The organism is Pseudomonas sp. TE12508 (assembly GCF_056279485.1).
In genome coordinates, this window is record NZ_JBWCCN010000015.1 from 146,204 (window position 1) to 164,480 (window position 18,277).

Consider the following 18,277-nt stretch of genomic DNA (forward strand, 5'->3'; position numbering starts at 1 on the left):
ATCAGAACGATGGAGGAGGGTGATGAGGTCGGTGCCAAGGCGTCGATGACAACATTGCAGGCATTCAATCTTTGCGTATTGCACCTGGGGCGTCTTGCCCGAGATCGCGGTGCATCCCGGTTCATCACCGACGGCCTGCAGGCATTCAGCCAACTGGTGCCTTTCGCTTCGGCCTGGTGGGGCGAGATGTCCGGGTCAGGCGTCGATGTTTCGCCCAGAAACTGGATGCACGGGCGAATCAATCTGCCCGAGTCGTTTGCCGCCGAGTGGCACACGTGTGCGCGCAACGACAAATTCTCCCAAGACACCATGAGCCGACCCGGTGAGGTCGTGCGCGACAGCGGCTTCACCGACCCCAATGAAGAAGTGAACGCCTTCGCTCGGCGCCACGACCTCTACTACCTGATGTGCATCACCTTCGAGTTACCCGAAAGCGGCTTGATGTTCTTCGTCTGTCTCTACCGAGGCATTGACGCCTCGGCTTTCAACGACAACGAGGCCGATCTGTTTTCCGCCTTCTGCGACCACCTGTTGCAGCTGTGGCGATTCCAGGTGCAGGACATGATCCGATTCGACACGGGCAACGGGGCTTCGGACTTTGGTGTCGCGCGCATGGACGGCAGCTTGCTGTACGTGGGGGCAACGCTGTGTGCAGCCATTGAGCGTGAGTTACCCGGCTGGAACGGTTCAATGCTTCCCGCGCAGGTGATCGCGCAACTGCAAAAGGCGCCCTGCGTCATGCGCCTGGGCCGCTGCGCCCTGACACTGAGCCCTAACGCCGAGCACGTTATCCTGTCGCTCGAAGCCCAGTCACGCGGGGCGATGCTTGCGCCACGGGAGCGAACGGCAGCGATGCTGTTCGCCGCCGGCCATTCCTACAAGGAGATTGCCAAAATCCTTGAATTGAGCCCTGCGACAGTGCGCACCTATCTGCGCAACTGCTACCTGCAACTGGGCGTGAAGAGCAAGGTGGAACTGGGTTCAGTCCTGCGTTCCGCGACCTCGCTCGCGGATGCGACGCGCCCCTTGTAGGCGCGAGGCTTGCCCGCGAAGGCGTCAGGTCTGGCGCATCGCGTAATCGTTCTTCGCGGGCAAGTCGGATCGCCGCACCGCTCGCGCCTATAGGGGAGTGGAGCTCACATTTCTAAGGTGTATTGATTTTATCCAGCACCCGGTTCGCCGTGATCTCCGCCACCATGATGCTGTTCGAAATGCCCAGCAGGGCATAGCGCGATTCACCCTCCAGATGATCCACCAACTGATGGACCATCACATCGACCGAGGCCAGCGTCTCGACCAAAAAAACCGCGAGTGTTTCGGCTGTGGCCTGTGGGTCCACGGAAAACATAGTGCTGGGTGTACGCGCGGTGGCTTTGATGTCGGCATTCGACGGGAAGTGGAAGTCGAGGGCGCGTTCTGCGGCCTCATTGAGCTTTTTTGAATCGGGTTCGTACGGGGAGATCGGATCGGTGTCCGGCGGATTGGGTGTGACTTTGAACATAGATGAAAACTCCTTGTTGCAGATTTTAAGGAGCCATCACCCTCGCTACCAAACGAAGGGTGGCGGCCATACGCGGGTTGGTAGACCGGCTGCAACAGGAAACCCGGCGCCCACAAAGGAGCCCCACGCATGACCACCATAAAAGCAGAGTCCCAAAAAAGAGACGGCATAAGGTGTTGCCATACGGCTGTTACAAGGCGGGCTACCAAACCCGATCACTGTTTTTCAGTGACAGGGAAACGATATAGCCCGCCCCATAGCCGCACAAGCCGGCGGATTCTGGTGCAGCCGTAGGCAACGGCGCAAGGTTTTGTAGCTTTCAGGAAGTAACTTTCAGGTCTTTTAAACAAGCCTCTTCGATCAATGTTGACTGTGCCGCCGTCTTCGCGAGCAAGCCCGCTCCCACAGGTTCCGCCGCTACACCAAATCGGATGCCTGCCATCTAATTGCCTCACCCCTCCTCATTTGTAGAGGTCCATCCGACGCCTGCGCCCTATAGGGTATGCCCTGCATATCAGAGGCTTGCGGCCGTCTGTTCGGGCCACTTCCAAAACTATAAAAATAGAGGTGAGGCAGTTGAAATTTTCCAGGCTGTTTATCGCCGTTGCGTCGACAACGGCATTTTCCTGCATGGCGCTGGTGGGGTGTCAGACACAGGGTTCGACACCGGCTGACATGGTGATGCGCAACGGCTATGTCTACACCGTCGATGGCAAGAACTCCGTGCAACAGGCGATCGCCGTCACGGGCGGGAAGATCGTCTATGTCGGCAGCGATGAAGGCGTTGCTTCGTACATCGGCACGCAGACACAGCTGATCGATCTGGCTGGACGCATGTTGATGCCCGGCTTCGTCGATGCGCACATGCATCCGGGGGACGGCGGTCGCGCCATGACGTTGTGCGACCTGAAATACCAGACGATGACCCGCAAGGTTTTCCAGGAAACCATTCAGGCGTGTCTGGATGCCGACAAGGGCAAGGGCCCCGATGTCTGGCTTGAGGTGGGCAGCTGGGACCGCATGGGCATGACCGGGCTCGACGGCGATCCCGACAAGTCGACGCTGGATGCACTCAAGACCAATCGCCCGATTCAGGTCCGTTCCACCGACTTCCATACCGTGCTGACCAACTCTCGCGGCCTGGCGGTCGCGGGTATCAACAAGCACACGGTCAATCCGGGGGATGGCAAGTACGTGCGCGACAGCGCCGGCAACCCGACCGGTATCTGCGAAGACGGTGCCGCCGATGCCATGGCCGCCGTGGTGCCGCCAGCCAGCGACGCAGAAAAACTCAACCAGACCCGCGCGGCGCTCGATGCCATGCGCCAGCAAGGCATCACCAGTTTCTTCGATGCCTTGTCGGGGCCTGAAAATGGCAAAGCGTTTACCACCCTGCAACAGTCGGGCGAGCTGACCGCTCGGGCCTTGTTGGCGATCAAACTCGACCCTGCCGCGGCCGCTGCAGACCCGGCGAAAACCATTGCCGAGGCCAAGGCATTGGCCAACACCTACGACCAGGGCGAAGCCAAAGTCGCGCCGGGTGTGAGCATGCGTCACGTCAAATTGTTCATGGACGGCATCATCAACGCTCCAGCGGATACCGGGGCAATGTTGACCCCGTACTTGCGCAATGCCGGCACCGATGCCGCGCCCAAGTGGACGCCTGGCAAGAACATCGGTGAGCTGTATTTTCCGCCGCAAGTGCTCAATCCGCTGCTGTTGCAAGCGGTGCAGGCCGGCCTCGACCCGCACCTTCACGCCACCGGGGACCGAGCGGTGCGTGACTCGTTGAACGGTATCGAATACGTGCGCCAGCAACTGCCGGGCAACGGCTTTCGTCCGGCCATTACTCACGCCGAGTCGGTGGACCCCGCCGACTATGCACGCTTCAAGGCGCTCGATGTGACCGCCAACATGTCGTTCCAGTGGGCCCAGCAGGCGCCGTCCACGGTCGACGGCACCAGCGATCATCTCGGCCCGACGCGTTTTGCCCGCATGGAACCATCGGGCAGCATCAGCCGCGCGGGTGGCCGGGTTGCTTACGGCAGCGACTGGCCCGTCGACCCGCTCGATGAATTCCTGGCGCTGAAGATCGGTGTCACCCGTTCAGGCGATCCGCTGAACCCGCATAGCTATGGCCCCAAGTATGCCGGCAGGTTGAATGCCGACCCGGCACTGACGCGCACCGACGTGTTGCGCACCATCACCATGAACGCCGCCGAGCAGCTGAAACTGGAGGCTGTCGTCGGTTCGGTCGAGGTGGGCAAGTTCGCCGACTTGATCGTGCTGGACAAGAACTTCATGCAGGTGCCGGAGGACGAGCTGGGCCGAAACGAGGTGCTGCTGACGGTGGTCGGCGGCAAGGTCGTGTGGGCCAAGGCGCCGTTCGTTGGACTTGATCCGAAGGCATTGTCACAAGCGTCCACATCCCGAACCGCCCAATAAAAACAAGAGAGTGTTCCGATGCAACTATTCATTCCCAACCTGTTGGCCGCAGCCCTGGCCCTTTCCTCGGTGCAGGCCATGGCCGCCGCTGATCTTGTGCTGTTCAACGGCAAGGTCTTTACCGCCGAACCCGGTCAAGGACTGGTTCAGGCCGTGGCGGTGCAAGACGGCAAGATTCTTAAAGTGGGCAGCAATGCCGAGATCAACGCCTTGGCCGATGCCCAGACGCAACGAATCGATCTGGCGGGCAAAGTGCTGATGCCTGGAATGATTGATACCCATAGTCACCCGGTCGTTGCGGCCTTCAACAGCCAGGGGGCCAACCTGCTGGATGAAGTAAAGCCGTTGCCGGAACTTGAGCAATGGGTGATCGAGCAGGATGAAGCGGGGCGGGCACGGGCCGGTGACGTGATCAGCATTGCCGGGGTGAGTTCGGCCTATTGGGAGAAAAGCCGCGAGCTCGGTCAGCGCTTCAATCAGGGACGCTGGGCGGACCAACCGGTGGTCCTCAGCGGGATTGACGGGCATACCGGCTGGGCCAACAACGCGATGCTCAAGCGTCTGAAGATCGACGCGACATTGGTAAAAGGTCTGTCGGAACAGGACCGCAGCTTCGTGGGGCACGCAGCGGACTTCACCCCCAATGGTTTGTTCGCCGAGTCGCGCTGGGACAAGGTACGCAGTCAGATCCCCGCGCCCGGCAACGAGGTCATGCTCAAGGCTGCCCGCGAGGCGGTGAAGGTCAATAATCAATATGGCGTTACCGCCTGGATGGACGCGGCAGCGAATGCCGGAAGTGGTGATTCGCTGTTCGATTTCCAGGCCACCGAGCAGAGTTACGGTGTTCTCCCGCTTTACCGCGAACTGGCGGAGAAGGGCGAGCTCAATGCCCACGTCGCGGCGCTGCTGCTGGCCAACCCAAAAAGCCGGCCGGCCGATCTGGAAGTGCTGGCCAAGGTGATGAAGAAATTCGAGGGCGTGCCCAACCTGAGCTTCCCTGGCATCAAGGTCTTCGCTGACGGCGTCCTGGAGTTTCCGGGGCAGACGGCAGCGGTGATCGTTCCGTTCACGAACAGTCACAAAAACGGTCAGTTGCTGATCGACCCGGCACACTTTGGTGAATTGGTCGTCGCGGCGGAGAAGCGTGACTGGATTGTGCACATGCATGCGGTCGGCGACCGTGCCGTACGTGAGTCACTCAATGGCTTTGAATACGCGCGCAAACTCAACCCGACACCGATGGCCCACAGCATCACGCACCTGCAACTGGTCAATCCAAAGGAGTTTCCGCGCTTCAAGCAGCTTGGCGTGATCGCTTCCATGCAGCTGCTGTGGGCCACCGGCGAGTCTTACACGGTGGAGTTGGTCAAACCGTATATCAGCGCGTTCGCTTACGGTTATCAGTATCCCGCCGGGTCCCTGCATAACGCCGGTGCGGTCATCGCCGGTGGCAGTGACTGGCCGGTGTCCAGCCCCAACCCGTGGAATGCCATCGCCCAGGCCAGCACTCGCAAAGGGCCGCTGGGTGTGTTGAATGCCAAAGAAAGCATTGATCGCCAGACCATGTTCTACGCCTACACCCTCAATGCCGCCAAAGCCCTGCGGCTGGAGCAACAGATTGGTTCGCTGGCGCCCGGTAAACAAGCCGATCTGATCATCCTCGACCGTGATGTGTTCAAGGTCAGCGACGACGAACTGTTCGACACCAAGGTCCTGAAGACTTTCTTCGCTGGCAAGCAGGTTTACGCGCCCGCGTCCTGACGACTACCTGCCGGTAGCACCGAAAAAAATGCTCCTGCTCCTCGCATTGCGAGGGGCAGGGCAACGCCGTGCCCGAAATCACCCGCTGATCCATAAAAATAAGAGACTTGTATGAACGTACGCTCAGCATTGACCCTTGCCAGCCTTGTATTGGCTCCCCTGACCAGCCAGGCACTGACGCTTAACGATGACTTCAGCCTGGACATGACCCTGGGCGTTGTCAGTGACTACCGCACCCGTGGCATTTCGCAAACCCTGGGGGATCCGGCGGTTCAGGCCGGCGCCACGCTGGTGCACAGCAGCGGCTTGTACGTTGGCGCCTGGACCTCGAATATCGATTTCGGCGGCCCATACAAAACCCGGCAGGAACTCGAGTACTACGCGGGCTACTACTGGCAGGCGACCGAGGCAATCAGTCTGGATCTGGGGTACATCAAGTACGACTATCCAAAGGAAGGCCAATTCAACATGAGTGAGGTCTACGCCATCCTTGACGTTTATGGCGTGAAGCTCGGCGCCAACTACTCAAACGATACGCCGAACTTCTTTGGCGAGGACCAGGACACCCTCTACACCTACCTCAGCTACAAAATCGAATTGCCGGCCGAGATCGGCCTGGACCTGCGCGTGGGTCGCAACGATGTCAAAGACCCGGCTTTCTGGTCCGCCAACGGCGAAAGCCGTGATGCCTACACCGAGTGGGAAGCCAAACTGACCCGTGATTTCGTGGGCGTGACCTGGGGCTTCAGCTACATCGATACCGACCTGTCGAAAAGCGAATGCGCGAGCTGGTACGGCTATGGCGATCTATGCACTGCCACCGTGGTCGCCAGTGCCAGCAAGGCCTTCTAAGCGTTAAAAGCTCCGTCAGTCAGTTAACAGTCAAGCGATCAATTGTGGCGAGGGAGCTTGCTTGTGGCGAGGGGGCTTGCCCCCGTTCGGTTGCGCAGCAGCCGTCGCTTTTGGGGCCGCTTCGCAGCCCGGCGCGAGCAAGCTCGCTCGCCACAGAACACCTTTGTCCGTCTGCCCCTCAGAAGAGAACACCGTAATGACCAAGGTCAGTGATAGTCAGCAGCGAAGTCCCCTGATCGAGACACGTTCGATCGATTACATTCCCGAGGCCGAGCGTCATGGCAGCCTCTACAGCCAGTTCACCCTGTGGCTCGGCGCCAACCTGCAGATCACCGCGATCGTCACCGGCGCTCTGGCCGTGGTGCTGGGTGGCGATGTGTTCTGGTCACTGATTGGTTTGCTGATCGGCCAGTTGCTCGGCGGTGCGGTGGTTGCCCTGCACGCGGCACAAGGACCGAAGCTTGGGCTGCCGCAGATGATCTCCAGTCGCGTGCAGTTCGGCGTCTATGGGGCGGCGATCCCGATTGTGCTGGTGTGCCTGATGTACCTCGGTTTCAGCGCCACCGGCGCGGTACTGTCGGGGCAGGCCATTGCCCAATTGATCGATGTCAGCGACAGCGCCGGCATCCTGATTTTCGCCTCCTGCATCGCGTTTCTGACGATCTTCGGTTATCGGGTCATCCACTTGGTCGGACGGGTCGCCAGCGTGCTGGGCATCATTGCCTTCGTCTACCTGTTTACCCGGTTGATGACGCTCAACGACATCGGCCTGTTGCTGGAAAATCGCCATTTCGGCTGGAGCACTTTCCTGCTGGCGGTATCCCTTTCCGCCTCCTGGCAGATCGCGTTTGGCCCTTATGTGGCCGACTACTCACGCTACCTGCCGAGCAAGACCTCGTCCTGGAAAACCTTCGCCGCCGTAGGCCTGGGAACGGTGCTGGGCGCTCAGGCGTCAATGGTACTCGGGGTGTTCGCTGCGGCATTGGCGGGCACGGGTTTTCGTGGGCATGAAGTCGCCACCATCGTTGGTTTGGGCAGTACCGGCGTGATCGCTTCCTTGCTGTATTTGAGCGTGGTATTCGGCAAGGTCACGGTGTCGACCCTCAACGCTTATGGCAGCTTCATGTGCGTGGCCACCATCATCAGTGGCTTTCGTCGTGGCTTGGAGATATCCGCCGGTAAACGCATGCTGTTTGTGCTGGCGATTGTCGGTGCGTCCACCGCGCTTGCATTGCTGGGGCAGCACTCGTTTCTCACCACGTTCAAATACTTCATCCTGTTTTTGTTGACCTTCTTCACCCCGTGGAGCGCGATCAACCTGGTGGATTATTACTTCATCAACAAAGAGCGTTATGACATTCCCGCGTTGTCCGACCCGGCGGGGCGTTATGGCCGCTGGAATGTGTTGGGGATCAGCGTGTATGTCTTCGGTGTGCTGGTTCAGCTGCCATTTGTCGACACGCACTTCTATTCCGGACCGATGGTCGCGCAGCTCGGCGGCGTCGATATTTCCTGGATCGTCGGGCTGGTGGTGCCGGGCATTCTCTACTACGGGCTGGCCAGGACATCCGGGCTTGCGGTGTCGGTCGAAGGCAACTCGAAGGCTTGAAGGCCCCGTCGTTCAGGGGCTGCAGAGTGGGCGCGGCGATAACTCCCTTGTGTTCAAGCGTCTCCTATACTGATCCGCGTTGACAGGTTCAACGCAGATCCTGAATGCCGTTGGAGCAGCCAGCGGCTTCCCTACGACTCAACAGTAAGGAGAACGAATATGGCAATCCGTATTGGCGACGAAGCACCGGACTTTACCGTCGAAAGCACCGAAGGCCCGCTGCATTTCCACGAGTGGATCGGCGACAAGTGGGCGATCCTGTTTTCGCACCCCAAGGACTTCACCCCGGTGTGCACCACTGAGCTTGGCTACATGGCAGGGCTCAAGCCGGAGTTCGATAAACGCAACACCAAGATCGTCGGGCTCAGCGTCGACCCTGTCAGTAACCATCAGACCTGGGCCAAAGACATCGAAGAGACCCAGGGGCACGCGGTCAACTATCCGATGATCGGGGACGAGAATCTGGTGGTGGCGAAGCTCTACGACATGATTCATCCGAATGCCAGTGGCGGCGCACGGACTGCCGTGGACAACGCTACGGTGCGTTCAGTGTTCATCATCGGCCCGGACAAAAAGGTCAAGGCGATGCTGATCTACCCGATGAGTGCCGGGCGCAACTTCGATGAAGTGCTGCGTCTGCTCGATTCTCTGCAATTGAACGCCAAGCACACCGTCGCCACCCCGGTGAACTGGCGTCCGGGCGAGGACGTGATCATTCCCACTTCGGTCTCCGATGAGGACGCCAGGAAGAAATATCCGGATGGCTTCAAAACGCTGAAACCTTATTTGCGCACGGTGGCGCAACCGAAGTAACCGATCCGTCGGGAGACCCCAATGCCAGTCAATTAAGCGAAATCCATGTGGGAGCGGCGGTGCGGCGATCCGACTTGCTCGCGAAAGCGGTGTGTCAGGCGACATCTATGTTGACTATGCCGCCGCCTTCGCGGGCAAGCCCGCTCCCACAGTGACCGGTGTTGTTCGCAAAATTTGTGTACGTTGCTAATTCATTTGTGGGCAAGACTCAGTGGCGACTGCGCACTACTCGCCCTCAAGCGCGAGTTCGCTCGGGTCGGCCCCGCACATCTGTGCCAACACCTGAACCACCAGGGCATGATCCTCACGCTGGGGCAGCCCTGAAACGGTGACGGCGCCAATGCACCCCACGCCTTTGACCGATATCGGGAAGCTGCCGCCATGATCGGCGTAATCACGCAGGGGCAACCCCATCAAACCTTCGAGTGAGTCGCCCTGAAGCGCAAAGGACCGGCCTACGCGGTATGAGCTGAGTTCCATCAGTTCCACGACATTTCGCTTGCGTCGTGCCCAGTCGGCATTGCTGGCGGAGGTTCCGGGCATCGAGTAGAAGAACACGGTGTCCCGCGCCAGCCTGACCTCAACCGTGGCGGACACGCCTTGCTCCTCGCAGGCGGTTTTCAAACGGGTGCCCAAGTCCCAGGCCGTCGCTTTGTCGAAGCGCTCAAACTTCAGGGTTTCTTCCTGGAGTGCGATGCGTTGCAGGTCGGTTTTGATGTCCATGATTTCTCCCTCATCCCTTTCGGGCGGTCGTGCTGTTACGCACGGTTAATGTGAACGGCAGCACCACATGGCGGTCCGGGATGGGCTTTTTTTCAATGAGGGCGATCAGCATTTCAACGGCCTTTTGGCCAAAGATTTCGGCGGGTTGCGCGATGGTCGTCAACGCTGGATCACAGTAGGCTGCGAACGGAATGTCATCGAAACCGACCAGAGAAATATCTTCGGGTACCCGCAAACCCTGTTGTTTGATGCGCTTCAATGCACCGATCGCCATTTCATCGTTTTCGCAAAAGAATGCGGTCGGACGGTCGGGCAGTTCCAGCAGCATTCCCGCGCCATCAAAACCGGCCTTCAACGTGAAGTCCCCGTGGCAGATCAATTGCGCGTCCGGGGCGATTCCGGCCTGGTGCAATGCATCTTGATAACCGGCCACACGGTCGCGTGTGAGCGGGCTGCTTTTCGGGCCTTTGATCAGGCCGATCCGGCGATGGCCCAGATCGATCAGATGCTCCGTCATGGCTTTGGCCGCCGCCCGGTTGTCGAGGCTGATGGTCGGATGCCGCCCGCCTTGAATCACCTCGCAGGCATTGACCAAGGGCGGTGATTCGCCGTTGGGGAAGGGCGATTCAAAAGGGTCGTAGGCGCGCAACTGAATCACGCCGTCGGCCTGGTGGGCGTACGCCAGCGCGGCAAATTCTCGCTCGATTTCCTCGCGGCCCTGGGTGTCGCACAGCAGCAGTCGGTATCCGGCCGCCTGTGCCGCCTGTTGGGCACCGCTGATCACCCGTGCGAAAAACGTGTTGGCGATGGCCGGGACCAGAATCACCAGATTGCCGGTTCTGCGCGAACGAAACTGCACGGCCATGAGGTTCGGCCGGTAGCCGGCCTGTTCCACGGCTGCATTGACCTTGTCCCGGGTTTCGGGGAGTACGCGCTCGGGCGACTTCAGCGTTCTGGACACGGTGGCCACCGAGACGCCGGCCAGCCGGGCTACTTCACGGATATTGGACAAGACGACCTCGTTATCGAACCGGCAGATGTAAGCGTGGCCGGCGAGCTTACCGCAGTCCGGCTGTGCGCTGAAATGAGCTTCATTTTTAATCCCGGGTTTGACACCTGAAGTAACTGAGCCTAAATTTCCGGCATGATGTAACCGGTTACATCATAGTCAAACCCGAAGCGTTAATCCGCCCCGAACAAGAGAAAATTCGCGATGAGTGTTGCAACGGCAAAAATAAGAATGGGGTTTGTCGGGGGCGGCGAGGGTGCCTTCATCGGCAAAGCCCACCGCCAGGCCGCCGGCCTCGATGGTCGTTTTGAACTGGTGTGCGGTGCATTCAGCCGAGACGCCCGCAACAATCAGGACACCGGCGCCGCGCTGGGGTTGTCCGCCTCACGCTGCTACAGCGACTGGCAGCAGATGCTCGATAGCGAGCGCGCACTGCCTGCCGACCAGCGCATGGAGCTGTTGGTCATCGTCACGCCCAATCACTTGCACGCGCCGATCGCCAGCCAGGCACTGAATGCGGGTTTTCATGTGTTCAGCGAAAAGCCCGCGGCACTGAATCTGTCCGAACTGCTGGCGCTCAAGGCGGTGGTGAAGAGCAGCGACCGCCTCTATGGACTGGCCCACACGTATCTGGGTTACCCGATGGTCTGGCAGGCGCGCAAGATGGTGCGTAGCGGCGTGATCGGCGCTGTGCGCAAGGTCATCGTCGAGTACCCGCAAGGCTGGCTGAGCCGGGATGTGGCCGGGCAGGGCAACAAGCAGGCGAGTTGGCGCGATCAGCCCGAGCAGTCCGGGTTGGGCGGCTGCATTGGCGACATCGGCACCCATGCCTTTTCACTGGCCGAATTCGTCGCGGACCAACCCATCGAACAGGTGTGCGCAACCTTGGGTTCGCACATCGCCGGGCGGCAACTGGACGATGACGCGGCGATGCTGTTCAAGATGGCCGCCGGGGCCAGCGGGGTGTTGATCGCCAGCCAGGTCTGCGCCGGCGAAGAGAACCCGTTGAAGATCCGCGTCTATGGCGACAAGGGCGGGCTGGAGTGGCGTCAGGAAGAGCCCGCGAGCCTGATCCATCGCTCCCTTGATCAACCGTTGAGCATCCTTCGTTCCGGTGTCGGCCAGCCCTGGTTGTGCGAGGCCGCCAGCCAGCGCATGCGTTTGCCCGCCGGGCATCCCGAAGGTTATCTCGAGGCCATGGCCAATCTCTATGGTGATTTTGCCTCCGCGATCCGCAGCAAGGTCGAAGGCAACGATGCCCCCGGCGTGCCGGGCATCGACGTCGGGTTGCGCGGCATGGCGTTCATCGAGGCGGTGGTCGCCAATCATCGCGGCGACGCGAAGTGGACCGAACTGGTCTGCAACCCATGAATCCAGAGAGCCTTCCCGTGAACCACACCTCCCCAACACCGGCAGGCCTGCGCGGCCCGGGTATTTTCCTCGCGCAGTTCATGTCCGCCGAAGCGCCCTTCGACACGCTCGCAAACATTGCCCAGTGGGCCGCGGCGCAGGGTTACAAGGCCATTCAATTGCCGACCCTGGGCACGCAATATATCGACCTGGCGCGCGCCGCCGACAGTCAGGATTACTGTGATGAGTTGAAAGCCGTCTGCGCCCAGGCTGGTGTCGAAATCAGCGAACTGTCGACGCATCTGCAGGGCCAACTGGTGGCGGTGCATCCGGCGTTCGATACGTTGTTCGATGACTTTGCCCCCGCGCATGTGCGCGGCCAGCCTCAGGCCCGCACCGAGTGGGCCATCGATCAGTTGAAGCTCGCCGCGCGCGCCAGCCAGCGCTTGGGGTTGAAGGCGCACGCGACGTTTTCCGGGGCGCTGCTGTGGCCCTACGTCTACCCGTGGCCGCAACGGCCGAGCGGTCTGGTCGAGCAGGGTTTTGCCGAGCTCGCCAAGCGCTGGTTGCCGATCCTCGATTGTTTTGAAGAGGCCGGAGTCGACCTCTGCTACGAGATCCATCCCGGCGAAGACCTGCACGACGGCGCCTCGTTCGAGCGTTTCCTTGAGGCCGTCGATCACCATCCGCGCGCCGCGATCCTCTACGACCCGAGCCACCTGCTGCTTCAGCAAATGGACTATCTGGGCTTCATCGATCGCTACCACGAGCGCATCCGCATGTTCCACGTCAAGGACGCCGAGTTTCGGCCCGACGCCCGTTCGGGTGTCTACGGCGGTTATCAAGGTTGGGTCGATCGGCCTGGCCGCTTCCGTTCCTTGGGCGATGGGCAGATCGATTTCAAATCGATTTTCAGCAAATTGACTCAGTACGACTTTGCCGGCTGGGCGGTTCTGGAATGGGAGTGTTGCCTGAAGGATTCGCAGCAGGGCGCCGCAGAAGGAGCGGCCTTCATCCGGCAGCACATGATCAGCAAAACCCGAAAGGCGTTTGACGATTTCGCCAGCGTGGCGTCCGACGAGCATTTCAATCGACGGCTATTGGGTTTGCCCGACGCCTGAAAACCGTGTTTGCCCCTCTCTCCCAAAAAAGAAAAACAATAAGGCGGTGACTGATATGACCATGATGAGTGCGCGATTAAGCGTAATGATGTTCTTGCAGTTCTTTATCTGGGGCGGATGGTTCGTGACCCTCGGCACCTTCCTCTCCAGTAACCTGGGGGCCAGCGGCGGGCAGATCGGCATGGCGTTCTCGACGCAGTCCTGGGGGGCGATCATCGCGCCGTTTGTGATCGGTTTGATTGCCGACCGCTACTTCAATGCCGAGCGCATTCTTGCGGTGTTGCATCTGATCGGCGCGGTGCTGCTGTTGCAACTCTATCGAGCGCCTGACTTCAGTGGGTTTTACCCGTTCGTGCTGGCCTACATGATGATCTACATGCCGACGCTGGCATTGGTGAATTCAGTTGCGTTCCGGCAGATGCGCGACCCGGCCCTGGAGTTCTCGCGGATCAGAGTGTGGGGCACCATCGGCTGGATTGTGGCGGGCGTGGTGATCAGCTTCGTGTTTGCCTGGGATTCGCAACAAGCGATCTCATCCGGTGGCTTGCGCAACACGTTTCTGATGTCGGCCATTGCCTCATTCGTGCTCGGAATTTACAGCTTCAGCCTGCCGCGTACCGCGCCACTCAAACCTGAGCCGGGCAGTGTCGGCTTAAAGCAAATGCTGGGGCTGGACGCCTTGGGTTTGTTGAAGGACCGCAGTTACCTGGTGTTCTTCATCGCCTCTATTCTGATCTGTATTCCATTGGCGTTTTATTACCAGAATGCCAACCCGTTTCTGGCGGAAATCGGCGTGACCAATCCAACCGCCAAGATGGCGATCGGGCAAGTCTCGGAAGTGCTGTTCATGTTGCTCCTGCCGCTGTTCATCCAGCGTTTCGGCATCAAGATCGCGCTGCTGGTGGGAATGCTGGCGTGGGCGTTGCGCTACCTGTTGTTCGCCTACGGCAACAACGGGGACCTCGCTTTCATGTTGTTCACCGGCATCGCCTTGCACGGCATCTGCTACGACTTCTTCTTTGTTTCGGGGCAGATCTACACCGATGCCAAAGCCTCGGAGCGTTTCAGAAGCTCCGCGCAAGGCTTGATCACGCTCGCGACGTACGGCTTGGGCATGCTGATTGGCTTTTGGGTGGCCGGGGCGGTCACCGATCACTATGCGTCGGCTGACAGCCATGACTGGAAAAGCATCTGGCTGTTCCCGGCAGGGTTTGCGTTGGCGATATTTTTGTGTTTTTCGCTGGCCTTCAAAGGACGGCAAAGCGTGGCAGCGCCGTCGAGTATTTGAATCATGCCCGAATACCGGCGGAACCTGTGGGAGCGGGCTTGCCCGCGATGGCGGTGGGTCAGGCGACATCGATGTTGACTGTGCCGCCGCCTTCGCGAGCAAGCCCGCTCCCACAGTGGTCGGTGTCGTTCGCAAAATTTGTGTACGTCGCCAATCCATTTGTGGGAGTGGGCTTGCGATTAACCGATTGGCATTTTTGGGGTGATGGAACGCGCCTGATTCAAGGCGCACCAAACAACATCGTCCAATAAACACCTTTATCGCTGCGCGAATCGGCGGCATAGGCTGCGCCGACCTGGGTAAACATCGGGTTCATCAGGTTGGCGCAGTGCCCGGGGCTGGCCAGCCAGCTGGCCATCGCTTTGTTCGGTGAGCTTTGCCCGGCGGCGATGTTTTCGCCGATCTGCCGGCCTCGATAGCCGGCGGCTTTGGCCCGATCCAATGGCATATCACCGTCAGGATCGCGGTGGGCGAAGTAATTGCCGTAGGCCATTGCCTTGCTGTGGCCTTGCGCGGCGGCGCCCAAAGCGGGACTCCAGGACAGTGGCCGTGCGGCGGCGAAGCGTTGGCGGCCGCACATGCGCGGCCTGGCCCGTGCCGCATTGACCTCGGCCAGCAACGCCTTGCCCGCTGCTCGCGAATCACCGGCACGTCCGTCGAGCACCGGTTGCGCCAGTACCACCTGCCATTCGCTACGGGAGCGCGTGACGCCGATGTCGGCGAACTGAGTATCGAGCAGCGCCCCGCAATAGTCGCTCTCAAGCATGTCAAACGCCTCATCGGCATCTTGCGCGCCGACTACGCGAATGGTGCGCACCGTCACCGCTTGATAGCCGTTGGCCTTCAAGGCACTTCGCAAACCGCCGCCATAACCGACCGGCAAGGCCAGGTTCGATTTCAGCGACAGCGGCCGTAACGGCTTGACCGTACGCCCCGCGCAGCGATCGGGATCGGCGCGGTAGTCATTGATGACCTCCACCAGTTGCCGTTCACCACTGGCATGGGCGGGGCTGGCGAGTAGCGGGAGCAAAGGCATCAGGCACAGAGAGATAAAGCGACAGCGGCGGACGGTTGGGCGCATGAACGGACAGCTCTGATGAGATGACGACGATAGGGGGAGAGGAACGAGCAATGACCGTAGGAGCGCTTCGTTGGGTGAGCTTCTTTTACGGCACGGCTAAGACTGCGGGTCTGAAGACTGGTTCACGAGGGGAAGAGACAAATTTGGCACCGCCGCCGTGGGGGCCGATTCAGGCATGCACGGGTCAGCCCTGCGGGGACATCGGACACGCGGGCTGGTACCGTACTGACATCATTCAGGTGGTACAGGGACATGACGAAAGCCAGGGGTGACAAGGATTGGGTAAAGCGCTCGGCTCAGCCGTTGAAGATCGAGCGCATCGAAGCCTTTTTTTGCGGCCATGGGTTTACGCCGCATCGCCACGATACGTACGCCATCGGACGAACGCTGTCGGGTGTTCAAAGCTTCCAGTACCGCAACACCAAGCGTCACAGCCTGCCCGGGAAAACCATCGTTTTGCATCCGGACGAGGTGCATGACGGTGAAGCCGGCACCGAAGCGGGTTTTCATTATCGGATGATCTACATCGAACCTGCTTTGATTCAGCAAGTATTAGGCGGCAAGCCCTTGCCCTTCATCGAGGGTGGTATATCTAGCGACCCACGGCTTTATGCCGCGACCCAGGTGCTACTGCAAAACCTCGACGCTTGCATCGAGCCCCTGGAAGAAGACGATGCCATTTACGATCTCGCGCAGGCGTTGGATGTGAACTCGGGGCAACGCGGGCGGCGTAAGTCGTTTGATTTCGCAGCGGCCGAACGCGCGCGTGCGCTGATTCATGAGTCGCTGGATCGAGTCATTACCCTGGAGGAGTTAGCGCAGGCCAGTGGTCGAGACCGCTGGAGCCTGAGCCGTGATTTTCGTGCGCTGTACGGTACTAGCCCCTATCGATACATGACTCAACGACGTCTCGATCTGGCAAGAGCACTGATGTTCGGCGGCTACTCGATGGCGGAGGCGGCCGTCTGCGCAGGCTTTTTCGATCAAAGCCACATGACGCGTCAGTTCGTCCAGACGTATGGCGTCTCACCCGGTCGATGGATGAAAAGGCTGGGCCTTGTTTAAGGGGGCTCGACTTGCACAATCATGCAATACGCAGTGCTGGTCCTCTCCTAAAGTCAGACCTCGATAACTTGTCTAGTGAAGGCGACTCAAATGCATTCCCAACCCGGCGTGACAACCTGCACCGCGATTAACTTTGCCGAAAAATTTGCTTTGTTCAGCGAGCAATGGGCGCCCAAGGTCATTGCCGAAATGAACGACTACCAGTTCAAGGTGGTGAAAATCGAAGGCGATTTTGTCTGGCATTCCCATGCCGATACCGATGAAACCTTCATCGTCCTTGAAGGCGAGCTTCGCATTGATCTTCGAGAGGGGGCCGTCGTGGTCAGGCAGGGAGAAATGTACGTTGTCCCCAAGGGCGTCGAACACAAGCCTTACGCCGAGCGAGAGGTGAAAATGTTACTGATCGAGCCGCGTGGCGTGCTGAATACCGGTGATCAGGAGGGAGAAAGAACCGCAATCAATGACGTCTGGATTTAGACGTCTTGGTAGTTTCTTCATCTCTGGGTGAGCAGGGCGCCTGAGAGCCTGGTGCCAGTTCAGCCGCCTCTATCGGTACATCTGCCAGCGATCGTTCAGGAGCGCAGTGTCATCCTCTGAATCAACCCATTAGCGGCGTTTTCGTTGAAAAGGGTCGATGGTATGTGGCGATGTGCCTCTCGTCGGGAGACAAAGCAGCAATTTTGCGCTTTTCAGCTATTCTTCCGGCATCAGGATGGTGCCATTACGTACTGGCACACAATGCGCAGGGAAGGGAAGGCAAAATGGATGATGTGCATTGCGTGCAAGTTATCGCGGTAACTGGCGGTAAAGGTGGCGTGGGCAAGACAACGGTGGCGGTTAACCTGTCGCTGGCGCTGGCCAAAATGGGGCGACGCGTCGTATTGCTCGACGCTGATCTGGGCCTGGCGAATATCGATATTCTGTTGGGGCTGACCCCGCGCTACACACTGGCTGATGTCATTGAAGGGCGTTGCGAGCTGTCCGAGGCGCTGTTGCCTGGGCCTGGAGGCATTCGTGTTGCCCCGGCCTCTTCGGGCTTGCAGAGCATGATTCATCTGGAGCCTGCGCAATACCGTGCGCTGATCCAGTCCTTTAGCGACATTGGCGATAAGCTGGATGTGCTGGTGATCGATACGGCCGCCGGTATTGGTGGCTCAGTGGTCAACTTCATCCGCGCGGCGCAGGAAGTGATGGTGGTCGTGTGCGATGAACCCACCTCGATCAGCGGCGCCTACGGGCTGATCAAGCTGCTCAACCTGAACTACGGTCTGCACCGTTTTCGGGTGTTGGTCAACATGACGGGCAGTCCGTCGGAAGGCCGCAATCTGTTTGCCAAGCTGGAAAAGATTACCGACATGTTCCTCGATGTCTCGCTGCAATACGTCGGCGCGATACCCAACGATGAATGTGCGCACAAAGCCGTGCAGAAGGGGCGTGCAGTGCTTGAAGCCTTTCCCCGTTCCAAATGCGCTCAAGCCTTCCAGGCCCTGGCTCACAACGTCGACACCTGGCCGTTGCCGACTCATCCGAGAGGGCATGTGGAGTTTTTCGTTGAGCAACTTGTGCAGAATTCGGGCAGGTGAGTCTCAAGGCCTTGTAACGTTGTTCACTTAAGCGCTCATCAGTCATACCTGCCTTTGTGGCGAGCGAGCTTGCTCG

16 protein-coding genes are annotated in these 18,277 nt (G+C 59.6%); 12 read left to right on the forward strand and 4 right to left on the reverse strand.

Annotated features, from left to right (window positions below):
• The first annotated feature begins 9 nt into the window (after window positions 1–9).
• Window positions 10–1,032: a helix-turn-helix transcriptional regulator gene (locus ACZ9IM_RS20990; protein WP_476224900.1), complete on the forward strand. Its 1,023-nt coding sequence runs from the start codon at window positions 10–12 to the stop codon at window positions 1,030–1,032.
• 112 nt (window positions 1,033–1,144) lie between these two features.
• On the opposite strand, the gene ACZ9IM_RS20995 is transcribed toward ACZ9IM_RS20990, so the two are convergent.
• A complete protein-coding gene (locus ACZ9IM_RS20995; RefSeq protein WP_008068376.1) occupies window positions 1,145–1,501 on the reverse strand; it encodes a DUF6124 family protein in 357 nt (118 codons plus the stop codon).
• A 576-nt stretch (window positions 1,502–2,077) separates the two neighbouring features.
• Here ACZ9IM_RS20995 and ACZ9IM_RS21000 point away from each other — a divergent pair.
• From ACZ9IM_RS21000 to ACZ9IM_RS21020, 5 genes are all read left to right on the forward strand, one after another.
• Window positions 2,078–3,946 carry an amidohydrolase gene (locus ACZ9IM_RS21000; RefSeq protein WP_476224872.1) on the forward strand — a complete coding sequence of 623 codons (1,869 nt, stop codon included), beginning with the start codon at window positions 2,078–2,080 and terminating at the stop codon, window positions 3,944–3,946.
• A gap of 18 nt (window positions 3,947–3,964) precedes the next feature.
• Window positions 3,965–5,707 (forward strand): amidohydrolase, encoded by a 1,743-nt coding sequence (locus ACZ9IM_RS21005; protein WP_476224873.1) that lies wholly within the window; start codon window positions 3,965–3,967, stop codon window positions 5,705–5,707.
• Window positions 5,708–5,818: 111 nt separating this feature from the next.
• Window positions 5,819–6,559, forward strand: coding sequence for a TorF family putative porin (locus ACZ9IM_RS21010; RefSeq protein WP_476224874.1), 741 nt, complete (start codon window positions 5,819–5,821; stop codon window positions 6,557–6,559).
• Window positions 6,560–6,755: 196 nt separating this feature from the next.
• Window positions 6,756–8,168, forward strand: coding sequence for a purine-cytosine permease family protein (locus tag ACZ9IM_RS21015; protein ID WP_476224875.1), 1,413 nt, complete (start codon window positions 6,756–6,758; stop codon window positions 8,166–8,168).
• 159 nt (window positions 8,169–8,327) lie between these two features.
• Window positions 8,328–8,981, forward strand: a complete 654-nt coding sequence (locus tag ACZ9IM_RS21020; protein WP_007904854.1) for a peroxiredoxin — start codon at window positions 8,328–8,330, stop codon at window positions 8,979–8,981.
• Between the two features lie 225 nt (window positions 8,982–9,206).
• Here the strand turns inward: ACZ9IM_RS21020 and ACZ9IM_RS21025 are convergent, their stop codons facing one another.
• Both ACZ9IM_RS21025 and ACZ9IM_RS21030 read right to left on the reverse strand, forming a co-directional pair.
• A complete protein-coding gene (locus ACZ9IM_RS21025) occupies window positions 9,207–9,704 on the reverse strand; it encodes a heme-degrading domain-containing protein (protein WP_476224876.1) in 498 nt (165 codons plus the stop codon).
• A 10-nt stretch (window positions 9,705–9,714) separates the two neighbouring features.
• The gene (locus tag ACZ9IM_RS21030) at window positions 9,715–10,716 is read right to left on the reverse strand and encodes a LacI family DNA-binding transcriptional regulator (RefSeq protein ID WP_427622834.1); all 1,002 of its coding nucleotides are present in this window, start codon (window positions 10,714–10,716) and stop codon (window positions 9,715–9,717) included.
• 228 nt (window positions 10,717–10,944) lie between these two features.
• Between ACZ9IM_RS21030 and ACZ9IM_RS21035 the strand changes: the two genes are divergently transcribed.
• Genes ACZ9IM_RS21035 through ACZ9IM_RS21045 form a run of 3 tightly spaced genes read left to right on the forward strand, consistent with a single transcriptional unit; the run spans window position 10,945 to window position 14,472 of the window.
• Window positions 10,945–12,084: a Gfo/Idh/MocA family protein gene (locus tag ACZ9IM_RS21035; RefSeq protein ID WP_476224901.1), complete on the forward strand. Its 1,140-nt coding sequence runs from the start codon at window positions 10,945–10,947 to the stop codon at window positions 12,082–12,084.
• Window positions 12,081–13,184: a sugar phosphate isomerase/epimerase family protein gene (locus ACZ9IM_RS21040; protein WP_476224877.1), complete on the forward strand. Its 1,104-nt coding sequence runs from the start codon at window positions 12,081–12,083 to the stop codon at window positions 13,182–13,184. Before ACZ9IM_RS21035 ends, ACZ9IM_RS21040 begins: the two co-directional genes overlap by 4 nt.
• 55 nt (window positions 13,185–13,239) lie before the next feature.
• Window positions 13,240–14,472, forward strand: coding sequence for a nucleoside permease (locus tag ACZ9IM_RS21045; protein WP_476224878.1), 1,233 nt, complete (start codon window positions 13,240–13,242; stop codon window positions 14,470–14,472).
• 220 nt (window positions 14,473–14,692) lie between these two features.
• On the opposite strand, the gene ACZ9IM_RS21050 is transcribed toward ACZ9IM_RS21045, so the two are convergent.
• Window positions 14,693–15,553 (reverse strand): CAP domain-containing protein, encoded by an 861-nt coding sequence (locus tag ACZ9IM_RS21050; RefSeq protein WP_427622830.1) that lies wholly within the window; start codon window positions 15,551–15,553, stop codon window positions 14,693–14,695.
• A gap of 252 nt (window positions 15,554–15,805) precedes the next feature.
• Between ACZ9IM_RS21050 and ACZ9IM_RS21055 the strand changes: the two genes are divergently transcribed.
• The 3 genes from ACZ9IM_RS21055 to ACZ9IM_RS21065 all read left to right on the forward strand — a co-directional run bounded on the left by ACZ9IM_RS21055 (window position 15,806) and on the right by ACZ9IM_RS21065 (window position 18,201).
• The gene (locus ACZ9IM_RS21055; RefSeq protein ID WP_476224879.1) at window positions 15,806–16,618 is read left to right on the forward strand and encodes an AraC family transcriptional regulator; all 813 of its coding nucleotides are present in this window, start codon (window positions 15,806–15,808) and stop codon (window positions 16,616–16,618) included.
• A 90-nt stretch (window positions 16,619–16,708) separates the two neighbouring features.
• The gene (locus tag ACZ9IM_RS21060; protein WP_030130977.1) at window positions 16,709–17,095 is read left to right on the forward strand and encodes a cupin domain-containing protein; all 387 of its coding nucleotides are present in this window, start codon (window positions 16,709–16,711) and stop codon (window positions 17,093–17,095) included.
• A gap of 284 nt (window positions 17,096–17,379) precedes the next feature.
• Window positions 17,380–18,201 (forward strand): MinD/ParA family protein, encoded by an 822-nt coding sequence (locus ACZ9IM_RS21065; RefSeq protein ID WP_008008512.1) that lies wholly within the window; start codon window positions 17,380–17,382, stop codon window positions 18,199–18,201.
• Window positions 18,202–18,277: the final 76 nt, after the last annotated feature.